Source organism: Pseudomonas sp. CGJS7 (assembly GCF_036961695.1).
The window spans coordinates 61,025-76,698 of the sequence record NZ_JBAMDI010000007.1 but is presented as its reverse complement, the minus strand read 5'-3'; the positions used below and the strand labels follow the sequence as shown (position 1 = coordinate 76,698).

Sequence of the window (15,674 nt, the reverse complement as noted above, 5' to 3'; positions counted from 1 at the left end):
ATTGTCGACTACGCGGATCAGCGATCCGGCAGGGTGATGTTCAGCTCCAGAATCGAGCAGCTGCCCTGGTTTTCCAGCTCGATATGCACATCATCGTTGCCGATGTTCACATATTTGCGGATCACTTCCAGCAGTTCTTTCTGCAGCGCGGGCAGGTAGTCCGGTTCGCTGCGTTGGCCGCGCTCGTGCGCCACGATGATCTGTAGACGCTCTTTCGCTACCGACGCGCTGGTCTGTTTCTGTCTGCCACGAAAGAAGTCAAAAAGGTTCATGGTTTATTTGCTCCCGAAAATGCGCTCGAAGAATCCCTTCTTCTGTACATCGATGAAGCGCATCGGCTTCTCTTTGCCCAGCAGGCGGTCGACCGCATCACTGTAGGCCTGGCCGGCATCGCTCTGGTCATCGAGAATGACCGGGATACCTTGGTTGGACGCCTTGAGGACGGCCTGCGATTCCGGGATCACACCCTTGAGCTTGATCGACAGGATTTCTTCCACGTCGGCCACGCTCAGCATTTCGCCTTTGACGACGCGCTCAGGGTGGTAGCGGGTGATCAGCAGATGCTCCTTGATCGGCTCTTCACCGTTTTCGGAGCGGCGCGACTTGCTCGACAGAATGCCCAGCATGCGGTCGGAGTCACGTACCGACGAAACTTCCGGGTTGGTCACCACGATGGCTTCGTCAGCGAAGTACATGGCCAGGTGAGCACCTTTTTCGATACCGGCCGGCGAGTCGCAGATGACGTACTCGAAGTCCTTCTTCAGGTCCATCAGTACCTTTTCCACGCCTTCCTGGGTCAGCGCGTCCTTGTCACGGGTCTGGCTGGCGGCCAGCACGTACAGGTTCTCGAGGCGCTTGTCCTTGATCAGGGCCTGTTGCAGGTTGGCTTCGCCGTTGACCACGTTGACGAAGTCGTACACCACGCGGCGTTCGCAGCCCATGATCAGGTCGAGGTTACGCAGGCCCACGTCGAAGTCGACAATGACGGTCTTGTGGCCGCGCAGTGCGAGGCCGGTACCAATGGCGGCGCTGGTAGTGGTCTTGCCCACACCCCCCTTGCCGGAAGTAACCACGAGAATCTTGGCCAAGGTGTTTCACCCCTAAAAATAGTCGGGACACTTGTCCCTGCAAAAAACTGAAATAGCGAAATAAAGGCAACGGTAAAAAAGTTGCTCTAAAAATGCTGGCAAGTATCCGTTAAAGACGGGTGATGTTCAACACGTCACCAGACAGGCTGACTTGCACGCTGGTCCCCCACAGTGGATCCCGGCGCAGGTCTTCGCAGACTTTGTACTGGCCGGCGATCGAGACCATTTCGGCGGTCATCTGCTGGCAGAAGATACGCGCCTTGGTGTTGCCTTTGATGCCAGCCAGGGCGCGGCCGCGCATGGCGCCGTACACATGGATGTTGCCATCGGCCAGAAGTTCCGCACCTGGGCTGACCGAAGCCGTCACAACCAGATCACCTCCCTGAGCATAGATCTGTTGGCCACCGCGTACTGGCGAAGTAATGATGCGGGTCGGGCGCACCTCGGGTTCGGGGGGCGGTGGTGGCGCCGGGGCCGGTTCGGGCTTTTTGACCACCTCGGGCTCGGGCTCCAGCGGCCGTTCGCGGGCCCCTGACGGCGGCAGCACCGGCAGGTCGATGGCGATGGCGGCGGCGATGTCCTCGATGCGGTTGGCGCGGATGGCCAGGGTACGCAGGCCGTGGTGGCGGCAGATTCGCATCAAGCCGGGCAGGTCGACCGCCCCTTCGTCGGCCGGCAGCTTGTCCAGCGCCAGCACCAGCGGTGTATTGCTGAAGAAGTTCGGGGCCTGGGCGACTTTGGCCGCCAACTGGCGGTCGAGGGCTTCAAGGTCATTGCGTGCCAGTTCCAGTACCGTAATGGCGAGCATGCTGCCCTTGAGCTGGAACACGGAGGCGGTGTCGGATGTGTGGTTTGGGCTCATGGTCTGCATAGACGGCTTGTTGCGAAAAAAGTGCCCTGACTTATAACGAGAACACCGGTTGCCCGCAACATGCGCTGATCCGTTGTAGAATGCGCGGCCTTTGTCTTTCCGGATGCTTCAATGGAACGCCCGCGTTTTCGTCCCTATTTCCTTCACCCCAAGTTCTGGGGCCTGTGGCTGGGCCTGGGCCTGCTGTGGCTGGTGGTTCAGTTGCCGTACCGGGTGCTGCTGAAGATCGGTGCCGCGCTGGGCGCCGTCATGTATTGCTTTGCCGGTGAACGTCGGCGCATCGCCGCGCGCAACCTGGAGCTGTGCTTCCCGGAGCTGTCGGTCGACGAACGGCAGCGTTTGCTCAAGGCCAACTTCGCCTCCACCGGCATCGCCTTCTTCGAAATGGCCATGAGCTGGTGGTGGCCCAAGGCCAGGCTGGCGCGCCTGGCCCATATCGAGGGCCTTGAGCACCTGCAGGCCGCCCAGCAGGCGGGGCAGGGCGCGATCCTCATGGCGGTGCACTTCACTACCCTGGAAATCGGTGCCGCGCTGCTCGGCCAGCAGCACACCATCGACGGCATGTACCGCGAACACGGCAATGCACTGTTCGACTTCATCCAGCGCAGCGGCCGCGAGCGTCACAACCTCGATTCGCTGGCGGTGGAGCGCGAGGACGTACGTGGCATGCTCAAGCTGCTACGTTCGGGCCGGGCTATCTGGTACGCACCGGACCAGGACTACGGTGCCAAGCAGAGCATCTTCGTACCGTTGTTTGGTATCCCCGCGGCGACGGTGACCGCTACCACCAAGTTCGCCCGGTTGGGGAAGGCGCAGGTGATTCCGTTCACCCAGAAGCGCCTGGAGGATGGCAGCGGCTATCGGCTGGTCATCCACCCGCCGCTGACGGATTTCCCCGGCGAGAGCGAGGAAGCCGATTGCCTGCGCATCAACCAATGGGTCGAGAGCGTGTTGCGCGAGTGCCCCGAGCAGTACCTGTGGGCGCACCGCCGGTTCAAGTCGCGCCCCGAGGGTGCGCCGCGGCTGTATGACAAGAAGAAGCGCTGAAAACACATCAACCCCAGGAAGGACGCCATGGCACCACCCCCGGTAACCGGTCTCATCCTGTCTGGCGGCGGCGCCCGCGCCGCCTACCAGGTCGGTGTGCTGGCGGGCATCGCCGAGTTGCTGCCCGCCGGCGCGGACAACCCTTTTCCGGTCATCGTCGGCACCTCCGCCGGGGCCATCAACGCCGTCACCCTGGCCAGTGGTGCGGTGCACTTCAACGACGCCGTGCAGCGGCTCACTGCCTTCTGGCAGAATTTCCGCAGCCATCTGGTCATCCGCAGCGACTGGCCCGGGGTCGTGCGCCAGGCCAGCCGTTTCGTTGGCCACAGCCTGCTGGGGCTGGGTGGTCAGGCCCCTGTGGCGTTGCTCGACAGCAGCCCGTTGCGCAGCCTGCTGCAAACGCACCTGAACCTGGATGGCATCGGCCACGCCTTGGCCGCCGAGCAACTGCGCGCCGTGGCGGTGACCGCCTTTGGCTACGAGTCTGGCCAGGCGGTGACCTTCTACCAGGGCCGCGGCACCATCGAGGCCTGGCTGCGCCACCGGCGTATCGGCGTACCCGCACCGTTGACCATCGACCACTTGCTGGCCAGTGCGGCGATCCCGCTGCTGTTCGCCCCGGTGCAACTGGGCGGCGAGTATTACGGCGACGGTGCAGTGCGCCAGTCGGCACCGATCAGCCCGGCCTTGCACCTGGGCGCCAGCCGGGTGCTGGTGGTCGGGGTCAGCGGAAACCCGCAGCGGCCAGCGCCACCTGTACCGCCCCAGCGTGTGTTCAGCGGGCAGCAGCCGAGCCTGGCGCAGATCGGCGGCCACATGCTCAACAGTACGTTCATTGACAGCCTGGAAGGCGATATCGAACTGCTGCAGCGCCTCAATCACTTGAGCGGGCTGTTGCCGGCGCACCTGGATGCCCGGCGCCTGGGGCTGGCACCGATCGACGTGCTGGTGGTGGCGCCCAGCCAGCCGCTGGATGAGATTGCCGCTCGGCACCGCCGCGAGTTGCCGGCGGCGCTGCGCCTGTTCTTACGGGGGCCGGGGGCAACGCGCACCAGCGGGGCGGGGGTGTTGAGCTATTTGCTGTTCGAGGCCAGCTATTGCAGTGAACTGATCGAGTTGGGGCGGCGCGATGCCCTGGCCAAGAAGCGCGAGCTTTGCGAATTCCTGGGGATTTGATGTTGCCTTTGCGGGCCCTTTCGCGACAAGGGGTTGCGCCAATACCTGTGTAGGAGCGGGTTCACCCGCGAAAGGGCCGCAGCAGGCTTACTCGGCTATCTGCAACTTGCGCGCCTGGGTATACACATACCGCACCTTTTCATACTCGAACGGCGAATTCAGCTGGCCATAGCGGAATTTGGTCGTATAGCGCCTGTCCACCACGCGCAGTGCGAAGATTTCCGGATGATCGGTGCTGGCTTCGGCCACGTTCAGGTAGTTGACCGCCTGCTCTCCCGCATAATCCACCACCAGCCCGGTGGTATCGCGAAGGTTCGATGGGCCTAGCACCGGCAGCATCAGGTACGGCCCATCCGGTACGCCATAGAAGCCCAGGGTCTGGCCAAAGTCCTCGCTCTGGCGCGGCAGGCCCATGCTGGTCGCCGGGTCCCACAGCCCACCCACGCCGATGATCGTGTTGAACATCAGTCGCGCGGTGATTTCTGCCGAGCGCTTGGCTTTGAGCTGCAACACGCTGTTGAACAGGTTCGGCACATCGCCAAGGTTGTTGAAGAAGTTGCTCACCCCCGTGCGCACGAAGCTTGGGGTGACATACTGATAGCCATTCACCAGCGGCAGCAGCACCCATTGGTCCAATCGGTAGTTGAAGTGGTAGATGCGCCGGTTGATCGACTCCAGCGGGTCGTACACGTTCAGCGCCTGCAGGGTTGAGCGCTCGAACTCGCGCTGGTCCAGCCCCGGGTTGAATTTCAGCTCACGCAGCGGGTCGAGGAAGCCATCGGCTTCGGGCACCAGTGGCGCGGTGCCGATCACCTGCGGGTCGGCCTCGACCACACTGGCTCGGGGTGCGGTTTCGGCGGCCAGGGTGTGGCCAGCGGCAAGCAGGGCAGTGGCGAAGAGGAGTTTGTTAACCACGGAAGAACTCCAGCATGGCGTCACTGTTGACGCGGTAGTTGAGGTTGCCGCAATGGCCGCCATGGGGGTAGAGGGTCAGCCGTTCGCCGAACACCTTGCGCAGGAAGCCAATGTCGCCCGGGCCGAGAATGACGTCGTCGGCGTTGTGCATCACGGCGATCTTGTCACTGCTGCGCAGGTAGTCTTCCAGGGCATACAGGCTGACCTGGTTGACCAACTGCAGGATGCTGTTGCCGTTGGTGCGGGCGCGCCACATCGGAATTACCTGTTCGGTCATGTAGCAGTCGAAGTCGCACTGCAGGGCGCGCTTGAAGAACGGCGTGAGGCTGCTGCCTTCAGTGATCGGGAACTTCGGCGGAATGATCAGGCCACGGCGGTTGATCAGGTCGGAAGTGAAGGCGATGTCGGCTGCCGAGAAACGGAACGAGGTGCCGATCAGCATGGCCATCTGTTCGTTGGACAGGTGCTGGCGCGACTGCTGGAAGTCGTACAGCAGGGCGTCGTTCAGGTCGATGTAGCCCTTGTCCTGGAAGTAACGGGTGAGTTTTTCCAGCATCAGCTCGTAGAACGTGGTGCTGCGGTCGATGCCCTTGACCTGGGTCTGCACCAGCTTGTCGAGGTTGTTGATCGAGGTGTAGAGGTTGACCGGTGGGTTGAGCAGCAGTACACGCTTGAAGTTGAAGCTGCGGCGGGTTTCGTCCAGGTGGCTGACGAAGGCTGCGTCGAGCGCGCCCAGGCTGTAACCGGTGAGGTAGAAATCACTGACCGGCAGGCGTGGATGCTGGGCGCGCACGGCCTGCATCACCCGGTACATGTCTTCGGCGTCTTCCTGGCTGATGCCGGGGGTAGCAAAGCGCGAGGCCGCACTCATGAAGTCATAGCTGGTGGGCGATGACAGTTGCACCACGTGGAAGCCGGCCTGGTAGAACAGCTTTTTCAGGTATTCATTGATGCTGCTGCTGTAGGGCGCGCCGGTGCCGGCGATGATGAAGATCAGCGGCGCTTCGCGATCCTGGCGGGCCAGGCGGTACTTGAGCTTCTTCACTGCCCAGAAGTTGTCGGGCAACGTGAACTCGCGTTCCGGGCGCAAGTTCAGGCTGTAGTCGGACTGAGTGATTTCATCGTCGCTGGGCAGGTCAGGGCGCTTGTCCGGCGGCGTGGTGGCGATGGTGGCCTCGAACGGGTTGGTAAGAGGGTAGCCATAGCTGGCAGCGTCGATATCCCGCGCTGAAGCGGCCACAGCCATGAGCAAGCTGCCGAGCAGGGCAGCGAGGCGCAAAGATCGAAGCATGTAATCCCCCAAAAGAACGCAAGGTCGAGCAGTGTGCAGGCTAGGACCACAGCCAGGTGGGCAAAGTTGCCCGCTGCGGTGGCATTTGGCGTACTTGCTATCTGCAACATAGCTGCCGGGGTGTGATTTTGCCTTAGAAACGGGCATAAGCGATCATGGATGCTTTCGATTACCGCTATTGGAGAACAGGATGTCTCGTTCGCTGCCGACGGCGCTGTTGCTGCTGTTCCTGGGGGGTTGGCTCGCGGCCAGTTATGGCGTGCGTTACGGCCTGATGGAGGACGGCCAGTGGGTAGGGCTGTGCGCAGTGCCGACCGCCTATTGGCAGTGCGAGGTGCGTTCGCTGCTGGGGTTGGGCATTCACCATCAAGTCATGGCCTGGGGCGGATTGGGCCTTGCGCTACTGGCCCAGTTCGTTTCCGCGCGTGCCGGCTGGTGGCTGGCAGTGTTGGCACTGGTGTTCGCGGTGCCGGCGCTGGTGCTGTACACCGCCAGCATTGCGGTGTTTGCGCTGGTGCTGGCGGGGTTGCGCCTGGTCAGGCAGCCCCCATTGTAGGCAGCTGCGCGTACCTGTGGGAGAGGGCTTGCCCGCGAAGCCAACACCGTGGTGGATGGCACGGGCTTCGCCCGTGTTCGCGGGCAAGCCCGCTCCCACAGGGATCGCGCCAGCTTTCAGAAATTGAGCAAGACAGTTGCTCCCACAAGGTCCGCGCCGGGCTTGAGGAATATGCAGTATCAAGCCTGGCGCATCCGCAGGCTTCGCCACAATGCCGCTGTCATCAGCACACTCACCACTGCCCAGCCCCAGGCCTGCTGGTTCTCCAGCCCTTCCACGAACAACTGCGGCGCCACCCCGGCGCCGACGATGAACGCCAGCAACGCCACCTCCGCCCGCCGTGCCCGCACTGGCCACAGCACATACACCAGCGCCGGCAACGCCAGCGCCGCGCTGGGGAAGCTGCGGTAGCGCGGGTCGAACACCATTGCCAGCATGCTCACCGCCGCAGCGAAGCCTGCCGCCAGCAACAGCCAGCCGGCTCGCTCCTGCAGCCAGGCGAACAAGCGTTCACGCCAGCCGGCCCGCCGCGTCAGCGCCAACAACGCATGGGCCAGTACCAGCAGGTTCAGCCCGGCCAGCATCAGTGCCCACAGCCATTCCCCGGCAAAGCGCGCATGGGTGCGCATCAACTCGCCCCACAGGCCCAGGCAAGCGGCACCAAACGCTGCCAGCAGTGGCAGCAGCAAGGCGGCCATCGGTGTAGCGGGGCGCCCGGCCAGCCCCAGCATGATCACCGTCAGCACGGCGCTGGCCAGCAACCACTGCGGCCAGTCATGCAGGTTGCTCACTGGCCCTTCGAGCACGCCCTTGTCCTGCCGGTCCGCGTCGTATAGCCCCCAGTAACCACCCACTGCGCCTTCATTGGCGCGTTTCCAGGGCTGATCGAAGGCTTCGATCAGGTTGTAGTGCCAGCCATTGCGCTCCGCCATGGCCACGAAGCCACGGATGAAGCGCGCCTCATTGACCCGGCTGGGCACCGCCGTTTCGCGTTGGCGGCCTTCGCTGGGCCAGCCGGTTTCGCCAATCAGAATGTCCTTGGGCGCGAAGCGTGTGCCGAACACCCGGCGCACATCGGCAACGTGGGCCAAGGCATCGTCGATGCCACGCGGGTCGTCCTCCCAGTAGGGCAGCAGATGGATGGTCAGGAAGTCCACTGCCGGGGCCACCTGCGGGTGCTGCAGCCAGAATTCCCAGACATCGGCGTAGGTCACGGGCACCTTGACCTCGCGCTTCACCCGCGCGATCAATTTGGCAAGGTGGGCACCGGTCACCTCCTTGCGCAACAGTGTCTCATTGCCGACGATCACCGCGCTGACCACGTCCGGGTTGGCGTTGGCAGCAGCGATCAGCAGGTTGATTTCCTTCTCGGTGTCGGCCGGGTGGGCGTTCACCCAGGCGCCCAGCATCACCTTCAGCCCATGCTTGCGTGCCAGCGCCGGGATTGCCTCAAGACCGCTCATGGAATAGGTACGGATGCACTGAAACCGCTCGGCCAGTAACGCCAGGTCGGCGTCCATCCGCGCTGGGCGCAGGCGAAACGGCTGGTCGTAAGGCGACTGGTCTTTGTCAAACGGCGTGTACGAAGCGCATTGCAGCTTGTGCGCAGGGCTGGCCGCATCGGGCAGGTGCACAGGCTTGCCCAGCCCGTACCAGAGCCCCCCCAGCCCGAGCAGGGCCAGCAGGCAGGCAAGCAGGTACAACGGCAATAACAGGCGGCTACAACTGGGCATGTGGCGGTCCATCGTCTGGCACAAAAGGTTAGATAGTAGCCCGGCGCCAAACCTTTGGCATGCAAGGATCGCGCAGGCCGAGGCAGGCCGATGGCGCTAATGGCACAGTGCTGTCGCATATGGGGCGGGTGCAGGTCGCAGGTGGATCAGGTCGACTTGTGTTGCAGGAAGATGATGCAATCTCCAAGACCTGACGAGGGGATGCTTTGATGGCAACTTTGAAGAAAATGCGACGTTTCCTGGGTGTGGGCACCGCCCTGGTAATGGCCATGAGCACTGCACAGGCTATGGCCAAAGAAGTAAGCATTGGTTACGTGGATGGTTGGGCCGACAGCGTGGCGACCACCAACGTGGCTGCCGAAGTAATCAAGCAAAAACTCGGCTATGACGTGAAGTTGCAGGCCGTGGCCACGGGGATCATGTGGCAGGGTGTGGCAACTGGCAAGCTCGATGCCATGTTGTCGGCCTGGTTGCCGGTGACCCATGGTGAGTACTGGTCCAAGAACAAGGACAACGTGGTCGACTACGGCCCGAACTTCAAGGACGCCAAGATCGGCCTGATTGTCCCAGAGTACGTCAAGGCAGTGAGCATTGCCGACCTCAAGACCGATAACAGCTTCAAGGACAGGATTGTTGGCATCGACGCAGGCTCCGGTGTGATGCTCAAGACCGACCAGGCGATCAAGGACTATGGCCTGACCAGTTACAAGTTGCAGGCCAGCTCGGGTGCGGCGATGACGGCGGAACTGGGCCGTGCCTATGCCAAGCAGCAGTCGATTGCGGTGACCGGCTGGGTTCCGCACTGGATGTTCGCCAAGTGGAAGCTGAAGTTCCTCGAAGACCCGAAAGGCGTATATGGCGCGGCAGAAACCGTGAACAGCATCGGCAGCAAGGAACTGGCCACCAAGGCACCGGAAGTGGCGGAGTTCCTGAAGAAGTTCAACTGGCAGTCCAAGGACGAGATTGGCGAGGTGATGCTGGCGATCCAGGAAGGGGCCAAGCCTGAAGCGGCCGCCAAGGACTGGGTCGCCAAGCACCCTGATCGTGTGAAGGAGTGGACTGGCAAGTAATAACCTTCCAGGGCCAATAGGGTTTCTTCGCGGGTAAACCCGCTCCTGCTAGGAGCGGGTTTACCCGCGAACGGGTCATTACTTTGTTACGCAATCGGTAAAACACCGTTGCATCTAAGACTAAGGTCGTCTGGTTGGCGTCCATCGGCAGCATAAAGTAAGGGTGTGGGTTCCATCCCGTATCTGTGCTGCTAGGACAAAAACAATGAACGACAGCATTTACCTCTCGATACAAAACAGCCCCCGTTTCAAGGAGCTGGTCACCAAACGCGAACGGTTCGCCTGGATTCTCTCGGCGATCATGCTCGGCCTGTACTGCGCCTTCATCCTCTTGATCGCCTACGGTCCTCATGTGCTGGGCGCCAAGCTCAGTCCTGAGTCATCGATTACCTGGGGCATTCCCCTGGGCGTCGGCCTGATCGTTTCGGCATTCGTCCTGACCGCCATCTACGTACGCCGCGCCAACGGCGAATTCGATGAGCTGAACAAGGAAATCCTGAAGGAGGCGCAACAATGATTCGCCAAACCAAAGCCCTGGCCGTACTGGCCTGCGGAGCCTTCGCACCCGCCGTGTGGGCCGCCGATGCCCTGACCGGCGAGGTGCAGAAACAACCGCTGAACGTTTCCGCCATCGCCATGTTCGTGGCCTTCGTCGCCTTCACCCTCGGCATCACCTACTGGGCCTCCAAACGCAACAAGTCGGCATCGGATTACTACGCTGCCGGGGGCAAGATCACCGGCTTCCAGAACGGCCTGGCGATTGCTGGCGACTACATGTCGGCCGCCTCGTTCCTGGGTATTTCCGCGCTGGTGTTCACCTCGGGTTACGACGGCCTGATCTACTCGATCGGCTTCCTGGTTGGCTGGCCGATCATTCTTTTCCTGATTGCCGAACGCTTGCGCAACCTGGGCAAGTACACCTTCGCCGACGTGGCCTCGTACCGCCTCGGGCAAAAGGAAATCCGCACCCTGTCGGCCTCCGGTTCGCTGGTCGTGGTGGCGTTCTACCTGATCGCGCAGATGGTCGGCGCCGGCAAGCTGATCGAGCTGCTGTTCGGCCTGGACTACCATGTGGCGGTGATCCTGGTGGGTATCCTGATGTGCCTGTACGTGCTGTTCGGCGGCATGCTGGCCACCACCTGGGTACAGATCATCAAGGCTGTGCTGCTGCTGTCCGGTGCCAGTTTCATGGCGCTGATGGTCATGAAGCACGTGGGCTTTGACTTCAACACGCTGTTCTCCGAAGCGATCAAGGTACACGCCAAGGGCGAGGCGATCATGAGCCCCGGTGGCCTGGTCAAGGACCCGATCTCGGCATTCTCCCTGGGCCTGGCACTGATGTTCGGTACTGCCGGCCTGCCGCACATCCTGATGCGCTTCTTCACCGTCAGTGACGCCAAGGAAGCGCGCAAGAGCGTGCTGTACGCCACCGGCTTCATCGGCTACTTCTACATCCTCACCTTCATCATTGGCTTTGGCGCGATCCTGCTGGTCAGCACCAACCCGGAATTCAAGGACGCCGCAGGCGCTCTGCTGGGCGGCAACAACATGGCCGCGGTGCACCTGGCCAATGCGGTGGGTGGCAGTGTGTTCCTCGGCTTCATCTCGGCGGTAGCCTTTGCCACCATCCTGGCGGTGGTGGCTGGCCTGACCCTGGCCGGTGCCTCGGCAGTGTCCCACGACCTGTACGCCAGCGTCTGGCGCAAGGGCAAAGCCAACGACAAGGACGAGATCCGCGTATCGAAGATCACCACTGTCGCCTTGGGTGTGCTGGCGATCGGCCTGGGGATTCTGTTCGAGAAGCAGAACATTGCCTTCATGGTCGGCCTGGCGTTCTCCATTGCGGCCAGCTGCAACTTCCCGGTACTGCTGCTTTCGATGTACTGGAAGAAGCTGACCACCCGCGGTGCCATGATCGGCGGCTGGCTGGGCCTGGTGAGTGCGGTGACGCTGATGATCCTTGGCCCGACCATCTGGGTACAGATTCTCGGCCACGAGAAGGCCATCTACCCGTACGAGTACCCGGCGCTGTTCTCGATGGCCATTGCCTTCGTCAGCATCTGGTTCTTCTCGGTCACCGACAAGTCCAAGGCGGCTGAGGATGAGCGCGCGCTGTTCTTCCCGCAGTTCGTGCGTTCGCAGACTGGCCTGGGTGCCAGCGGGGCGGTCTCGCACTAACGTCAATCCCCTGCATTGAAAAACGCCCCGCCTGTCGGGGCGTTTTTTATTTTATGCAGTCAGAAACAGCCTACATACATAGTGAGGCTCTGCCCATAAAGTTCCCTCATGTCGTAAGTGCATCTATAGATGCCGGCACATTTGGGGAATATTCAATGAAGTTACGCTGTTTAATCACCTTCGCTCTCCTTGGCGTGGCGGGCGCTGCAGGGGCAAAGGAAATACCGCAGGACATCAGTGTCCAGGCTGTCGTGTCGGCACCTGAATTTCAGGTGAACTCGGTTGGCAATTGGTGGGAAGACGTACTTCAGGCTGAATATGACCCGGACCGGGGCGTCTTCAAGCAAATCGAAAAAGAGGTGTTTGTAAAAAGCACCTACGGCCCGATTTACGCGAAAACAGATCGTTCGGAGTATCGGTTCACGCGGGTGGGCGGTGCGGTAGCGCCCCGTCGATACCACATCATGTTGAATCGCAAAAAAATGGGCACGGCGCCGGTTGAAATCATCAGTGCTGCTGAAGCTGCTCAGGGAAAAAACATTCAATTCAGGTTCTATCCGATGGCGGAATCGTCGTCGACTCGCATGCCTGGTACTTACACTACGCAAGCCACCTTGATGTTTGAAACAGGGGCGCCCTGATTCGCAATTTCATTCGGGTGCCCCAGGGCGCCCGCTATTTGATGTGCAACCGTTAAAGGAAGTTTGATGTGAAATCCTATGTATTGGCTGTCCCGTTCCTTGCATTGTTTGCCGGTGCCGCTGTCGCGTCCGCCCCTGAGCCGATCACCCAGAGTATTTCAGTGACGGCGATCATTCCCGGGAATGATTTTTCAGTGGCCCCCGTAGGGGACTGGCTGGAGAAAGGCGTGACGCTTGAATATGAGCCGGAGCGCGAAGACTTCAAGGCGGTCAGTGAAAAGTTTTCGGCACAGAGTGATGTCGGCGCTATTCAGGCCCACCTGCTGCACACAGCATCGCTGCAAGACCCACAAACCGACCAGAAGATTGATCTTATCATCACTGTCGGGGATAAAAAGTTGGAGTTGACGCCCGCGGAGGTCATGAGCGCGGAAGATGCTAAAGCTGGCAATGATCTTCCCATTACGTTTAAGGCCATAAAGCCCGACAATGGTTATCTGAAGGGTGAGTATGCCGGGACAGTGAGCGTGTTGTTTGAAACTTCCTCCACCAGCCTTTGATTGAAGCAGTGCCGCCTGCCTCAACTTACTGGATGTCTACCAGTGTAGGGGCAGGTGTTGAAGTGGATTGAATCATGTTCCAGTTTGCTGCACCCGGCCGCGCACTCGCTGTCTGGCTGCTGGGTGCTGCCTGCATCATGCCCCTCGAAGTGTTGGCCGAGCGCGCGTCCAGTGCCATTGACCTGAATACATTCGGGCGTCTGCCAGAAGACTTCGAGGCGCACTTTTTCGATGTGCCGCTTGCCGTGCGAGTGGAGCTTGATCAACGCTACCTCGGTGATGCCATGGTGGTATTGAGCCGTGATAACCGTGTGCAGTTGCTGGCGTTTACCGACACTGAGCAGAGCGCAGAGCCGGCCACGCTCAGGCAGTTATGGCAACAGCGCCTGGAGGGCGGGCGCATGCTGGGCGACTGCCTGCAAAACTGCCCGGACGGGTTGCAGGCTATCCATTACAGCCTGGCCAATTCCCAGTTGTCATTGCTGACCTCCAATGCCGAGAAGCGGGAGCAGGACGCGCTCTTCCACCGCCTCCCGGAGCAGAGTGACGCTGGGTTGCTGCTGCGTAACCAGCTCAACCTGGTCAATGATGGCAATCAGACCACGGGCAGAATCGGCCTGCTCGGTCAGGGCAACCTGCATAACTGGACGACGCTTGCCGATGCACGCGTGGATCGTAGCCCATCTGAGCAAGGCGATATGCGTTACCGCATGAACCAGCTTTACGCGGAGCGCCTGCAGGAAGAGCATTTCTTTCGGCTGGGTTACTTCTCCACTGGCGCACAAGGCCTGGTGCGCCAGCCATCGCTACTCGGGCGCCGCCCTGATAGCACGCTTGGCTTGATGCTGGGCAGCAGTGACAGCCTGCTGGTCGACAATGGCCAAGCCAGCGCCATCCCCGTCTACGTCACGCCGAACCGCCCGGGTATCGTCGAAATCTATCGCAATGGTTCGCTGATCAACAGTCAGCCGGTACAGCCGGGTTTGCAGGCGATCGACACGCGGGTATTGCCCGGCGGCATCTATGATGTGGAGCTGCGTTTGCTCGAAGACGGCCTGGAGACCTCGCGCAGCGAAGTGTCCATCTACAAGCCCAGCCGGTGGCAGAACATGGATAACCGCTGGCGCTACAACCTGTACCTGGGCCAGCAGGTCGAGCTGCTGAGCAACTCGGATGGCAATCGTGAACAGAGCCCGGTGTTCGGTGCCCTTTCCAACTACCTGATGCATCCTGCCGCGGTGCTGGGGTTGTCAGTGCAACAGGTCGATGCTGACCTGCAGTTGGGGACCTCGCTGGACTGGGACGTGCATGAACGGTTCAAGCTTTACGCCAGCCTCAATCAGACTCAGGGCCTGGGCAACGGCGGCGATCTGCAGTTGACCTACACCCACCCTTGGGGCTCGTTGTTGCTGAGCCACAACCAGACCTGGCTGGAGCCTGGCAGTAGCGGTCACGACGATACTTCCCAGCGCCAGGTGCGCAGCCGCACCGCCTTTTCGATCAACCAGCGGGTAACCGCGCGCAGTTCAGCGACGCTGCGTCTGGAACACAGTGCGGGCTCGGCAAGCGGCCTGGGGGCCGACCTCAGCTGGGCGTTCTTCGGGAAACTGCGGGGGCATCAGAGCAGTGTTCGCCTGTCACTTTTCGACAGGCCTGGAACGCGCAGCAGCGCCGGTGTCCGCAGCCGCGGCGTCAACGTTGCTGTAAGCATGAAGCTTGAGCGCGATGGCAGGCAGCTTGGGGTCGATGTGGGTAGCCGCGCCTCGCGTGAGGGGGGCAATGACCCCTACGCTTCGCTGTGGTATCGGCAGAACGTCGACCTGGGCCCCGTGCACAGCCTGGGGGGCAGCGCGACGCTCGACGGCTATGGCACCAGCCTGGCGGCCAATGGGCGATTCCACAGCCAGGCGCTGCAGGGCGATGCCTATGCCCAGAGTTCCTCTTTCAACAATAACCTCAGCGGTGGCCTCAACCTGGAAAGCACCCTGGCGCTGGGCGCCGGGAAGCTGGCCATGGGCGGCAGCAACCTGCCGCTCGAAGCCGGCTTGATCATCGATGTCGAAAGCGATCTGCACGGTGTGAAGCTGCGCGCCAACGATGGCCAGGGCATGAGTGCAGTGCTGCACCCCGGGCGCAATATCGTGCCGGTGACGGCGTTCAAGTCTGGCCATGTGCGCTTCGACTTCGACACGAAGGACGTGCCGCCAGCTCAGATCCAACCCCTCGCTGTGGACTATCACCTCAACCGCGGTGGGGTGGGGTACCACACAGTGAAGGTCATGCGAACGGTCACCGTGTTTGGCCGGCTGCTCGACGGGCAAGGCCAGCCACTGCACGGCGCGCATGTGGTCAATGACGCCGGGCGCACGGTTGTCGAGGTGGATGGCTATTTCAACGTCGAAATGAGTGAGTCACGGCCCACCTTGGAAATTCGCCATGACACGGCAGGTAGCTGCCTTCTGACATTACCGCCGGACAACTTTGATCGCGAGGATGACCTGCTGATCGTGGGTGATCAGCGGTGTGTGCCCAGTGTGGGCTGAGCCGG

Annotated in this window: 15 protein-coding genes; 9 read left to right on the top strand and 6 right to left on the bottom strand. The window is 61.4% G+C overall.

Going from position 1 to position 15,674, the window contains the following annotated elements; translation table 11 throughout:
* Positions 1–17: 17 nt before the first annotated feature.
* The 3 genes from minE to minC all read right to left on the bottom strand — a co-directional run bounded on the left by minE (position 18) and on the right by minC (position 1,959).
* A complete protein-coding gene (minE, locus tag V7787_RS06745; RefSeq protein ID WP_003252572.1) occupies positions 18–272 on the bottom strand; it encodes a cell division topological specificity factor MinE in 255 nt (84 codons plus the stop codon).
* 3 nt (positions 273–275) lie between these two features.
* Entirely contained in the window at positions 276–1,088 is an 813-nt protein-coding gene (minD, locus tag V7787_RS06740; RefSeq protein WP_003252574.1) for a septum site-determining protein MinD, read from the bottom strand.
* A gap of 109 nt (positions 1,089–1,197) precedes the next feature.
* Entirely contained in the window at positions 1,198–1,959 is a 762-nt protein-coding gene (gene minC / locus V7787_RS06735) for a septum site-determining protein MinC (protein ID WP_020192896.1), read from the bottom strand.
* 111 nt (positions 1,960–2,070) lie between these two features.
* Here minC and V7787_RS06730 point away from each other — a divergent pair, with 111 nt between their 5' ends.
* Both V7787_RS06730 and V7787_RS06725 read left to right on the top strand, forming a co-directional pair.
* Positions 2,071–3,006, top strand: a complete 936-nt coding sequence (locus V7787_RS06730; protein WP_064491552.1) for a lipid A biosynthesis lauroyl acyltransferase — start codon at positions 2,071–2,073, stop codon at positions 3,004–3,006.
* A gap of 27 nt (positions 3,007–3,033) precedes the next feature.
* The gene (locus V7787_RS06725) at positions 3,034–4,182 is read left to right on the top strand and encodes a patatin-like phospholipase family protein (protein ID WP_020193406.1); all 1,149 of its coding nucleotides are present in this window, start codon (positions 3,034–3,036) and stop codon (positions 4,180–4,182) included.
* Positions 4,183–4,269: 87 nt separating this feature from the next.
* Here V7787_RS06725 and V7787_RS06720 read toward each other — a convergent pair whose 3' ends face one another.
* Complete coding sequence (locus V7787_RS06720) at positions 4,270–5,016, bottom strand: MlaA family lipoprotein (protein WP_050545954.1); 747 nt, start codon at positions 5,014–5,016, stop codon at positions 4,270–4,272.
* A gap of 73 nt (positions 5,017–5,089) precedes the next feature.
* Positions 5,090–6,388 carry a serine/threonine protein kinase gene (locus tag V7787_RS06715; protein ID WP_336086781.1) on the bottom strand — a complete coding sequence of 433 codons (1,299 nt, stop codon included), beginning with the start codon at positions 6,386–6,388 and terminating at the stop codon, positions 5,090–5,092.
* A gap of 190 nt (positions 6,389–6,578) precedes the next feature.
* On the opposite strand from V7787_RS06715, the gene V7787_RS06710 reads away from it, so the two are divergent.
* Positions 6,579–6,944 (top strand): hypothetical protein, encoded by a 366-nt coding sequence (locus tag V7787_RS06710; protein ID WP_014592050.1) that lies wholly within the window; start codon positions 6,579–6,581, stop codon positions 6,942–6,944.
* A 179-nt stretch (positions 6,945–7,123) separates the two neighbouring features.
* On the opposite strand, the gene V7787_RS06705 is transcribed toward V7787_RS06710, so the two are convergent.
* Positions 7,124–8,689, bottom strand: coding sequence for a glycoside hydrolase family 17 protein (locus V7787_RS06705; protein ID WP_104887168.1), 1,566 nt, complete (start codon positions 8,687–8,689; stop codon positions 7,124–7,126).
* 197 nt (positions 8,690–8,886) lie between these two features.
* Between V7787_RS06705 and V7787_RS06700 the strand changes: the two genes are divergently transcribed.
* From V7787_RS06700 to V7787_RS06675, 6 genes are all read left to right on the top strand, one after another.
* The gene (locus tag V7787_RS06700; RefSeq protein ID WP_064491541.1) at positions 8,887–9,747 is read left to right on the top strand and encodes a glycine betaine ABC transporter substrate-binding protein; all 861 of its coding nucleotides are present in this window, start codon (positions 8,887–8,889) and stop codon (positions 9,745–9,747) included.
* Positions 9,748–9,952: 205 nt separating this feature from the next.
* The gene (locus V7787_RS06695) at positions 9,953–10,264 is read left to right on the top strand and encodes a DUF485 domain-containing protein (protein ID WP_010952786.1); all 312 of its coding nucleotides are present in this window, start codon (positions 9,953–9,955) and stop codon (positions 10,262–10,264) included.
* Positions 10,261–11,925: a cation acetate symporter gene (locus V7787_RS06690; protein ID WP_012053405.1), complete on the top strand. Its 1,665-nt coding sequence runs from the start codon at positions 10,261–10,263 to the stop codon at positions 11,923–11,925. Before V7787_RS06695 ends, V7787_RS06690 begins: the two co-directional genes overlap by 4 nt.
* Before the next feature lie 155 nt (positions 11,926–12,080).
* Positions 12,081–12,566, top strand: coding sequence for a hypothetical protein (locus tag V7787_RS06685; protein WP_014861130.1), 486 nt, complete (start codon positions 12,081–12,083; stop codon positions 12,564–12,566).
* A gap of 68 nt (positions 12,567–12,634) precedes the next feature.
* Positions 12,635–13,126: a CS1 type fimbrial major subunit gene (locus tag V7787_RS06680; protein WP_064491540.1), complete on the top strand. Its 492-nt coding sequence runs from the start codon at positions 12,635–12,637 to the stop codon at positions 13,124–13,126.
* A gap of 74 nt (positions 13,127–13,200) precedes the next feature.
* Positions 13,201–15,669, top strand: coding sequence for a CS1-pili formation C-terminal domain-containing protein (locus V7787_RS06675; protein ID WP_104887169.1), 2,469 nt, complete (start codon positions 13,201–13,203; stop codon positions 15,667–15,669).
* Positions 15,670–15,674 lie beyond the last annotated feature (5 nt).

Coding starts and splice junctions, on each gene's coding strand:
- V7787_RS06710 (WP_014592050.1), top strand. CDS start 6,579: ATGTCTCGTTCGCTGCCGACGGCGCTGTTGCTGCTGTTCCTGGGGGGT.
- V7787_RS06725 (WP_020193406.1), top strand. CDS start 3,034: ATGGCACCACCCCCGGTAACCGGTCTCATCCTGTCTGGCGGCGGCGCC.
- V7787_RS06685 (WP_014861130.1), top strand. CDS start 12,081: ATGAAGTTACGCTGTTTAATCACCTTCGCTCTCCTTGGCGTGGCGGGC.
- V7787_RS06675 (WP_104887169.1), top strand. CDS start 13,201: ATGTTCCAGTTTGCTGCACCCGGCCGCGCACTCGCTGTCTGGCTGCTG.
- minC (WP_020192896.1), bottom strand. CDS start 1,959: ATGCAGACCATGAGCCCAAACCACACATCCGACACCGCCTCCGTGTTC.
- V7787_RS06715 (WP_336086781.1), bottom strand. CDS start 6,388: ATGCTTCGATCTTTGCGCCTCGCTGCCCTGCTCGGCAGCTTGCTCATG.
- V7787_RS06695 (WP_010952786.1), top strand. CDS start 9,953: ATGAACGACAGCATTTACCTCTCGATACAAAACAGCCCCCGTTTCAAG.
- V7787_RS06730 (WP_064491552.1), top strand. CDS start 2,071: ATGGAACGCCCGCGTTTTCGTCCCTATTTCCTTCACCCCAAGTTCTGG.
- V7787_RS06690 (WP_012053405.1), top strand. CDS start 10,261: ATGATTCGCCAAACCAAAGCCCTGGCCGTACTGGCCTGCGGAGCCTTC.
- minE (WP_003252572.1), bottom strand. CDS start 272: ATGAACCTTTTTGACTTCTTTCGTGGCAGACAGAAACAGACCAGCGCG.
- V7787_RS06700 (WP_064491541.1), top strand. CDS start 8,887: ATGGCAACTTTGAAGAAAATGCGACGTTTCCTGGGTGTGGGCACCGCC.
- V7787_RS06705 (WP_104887168.1), bottom strand. CDS start 8,689: ATGGACCGCCACATGCCCAGTTGTAGCCGCCTGTTATTGCCGTTGTAC.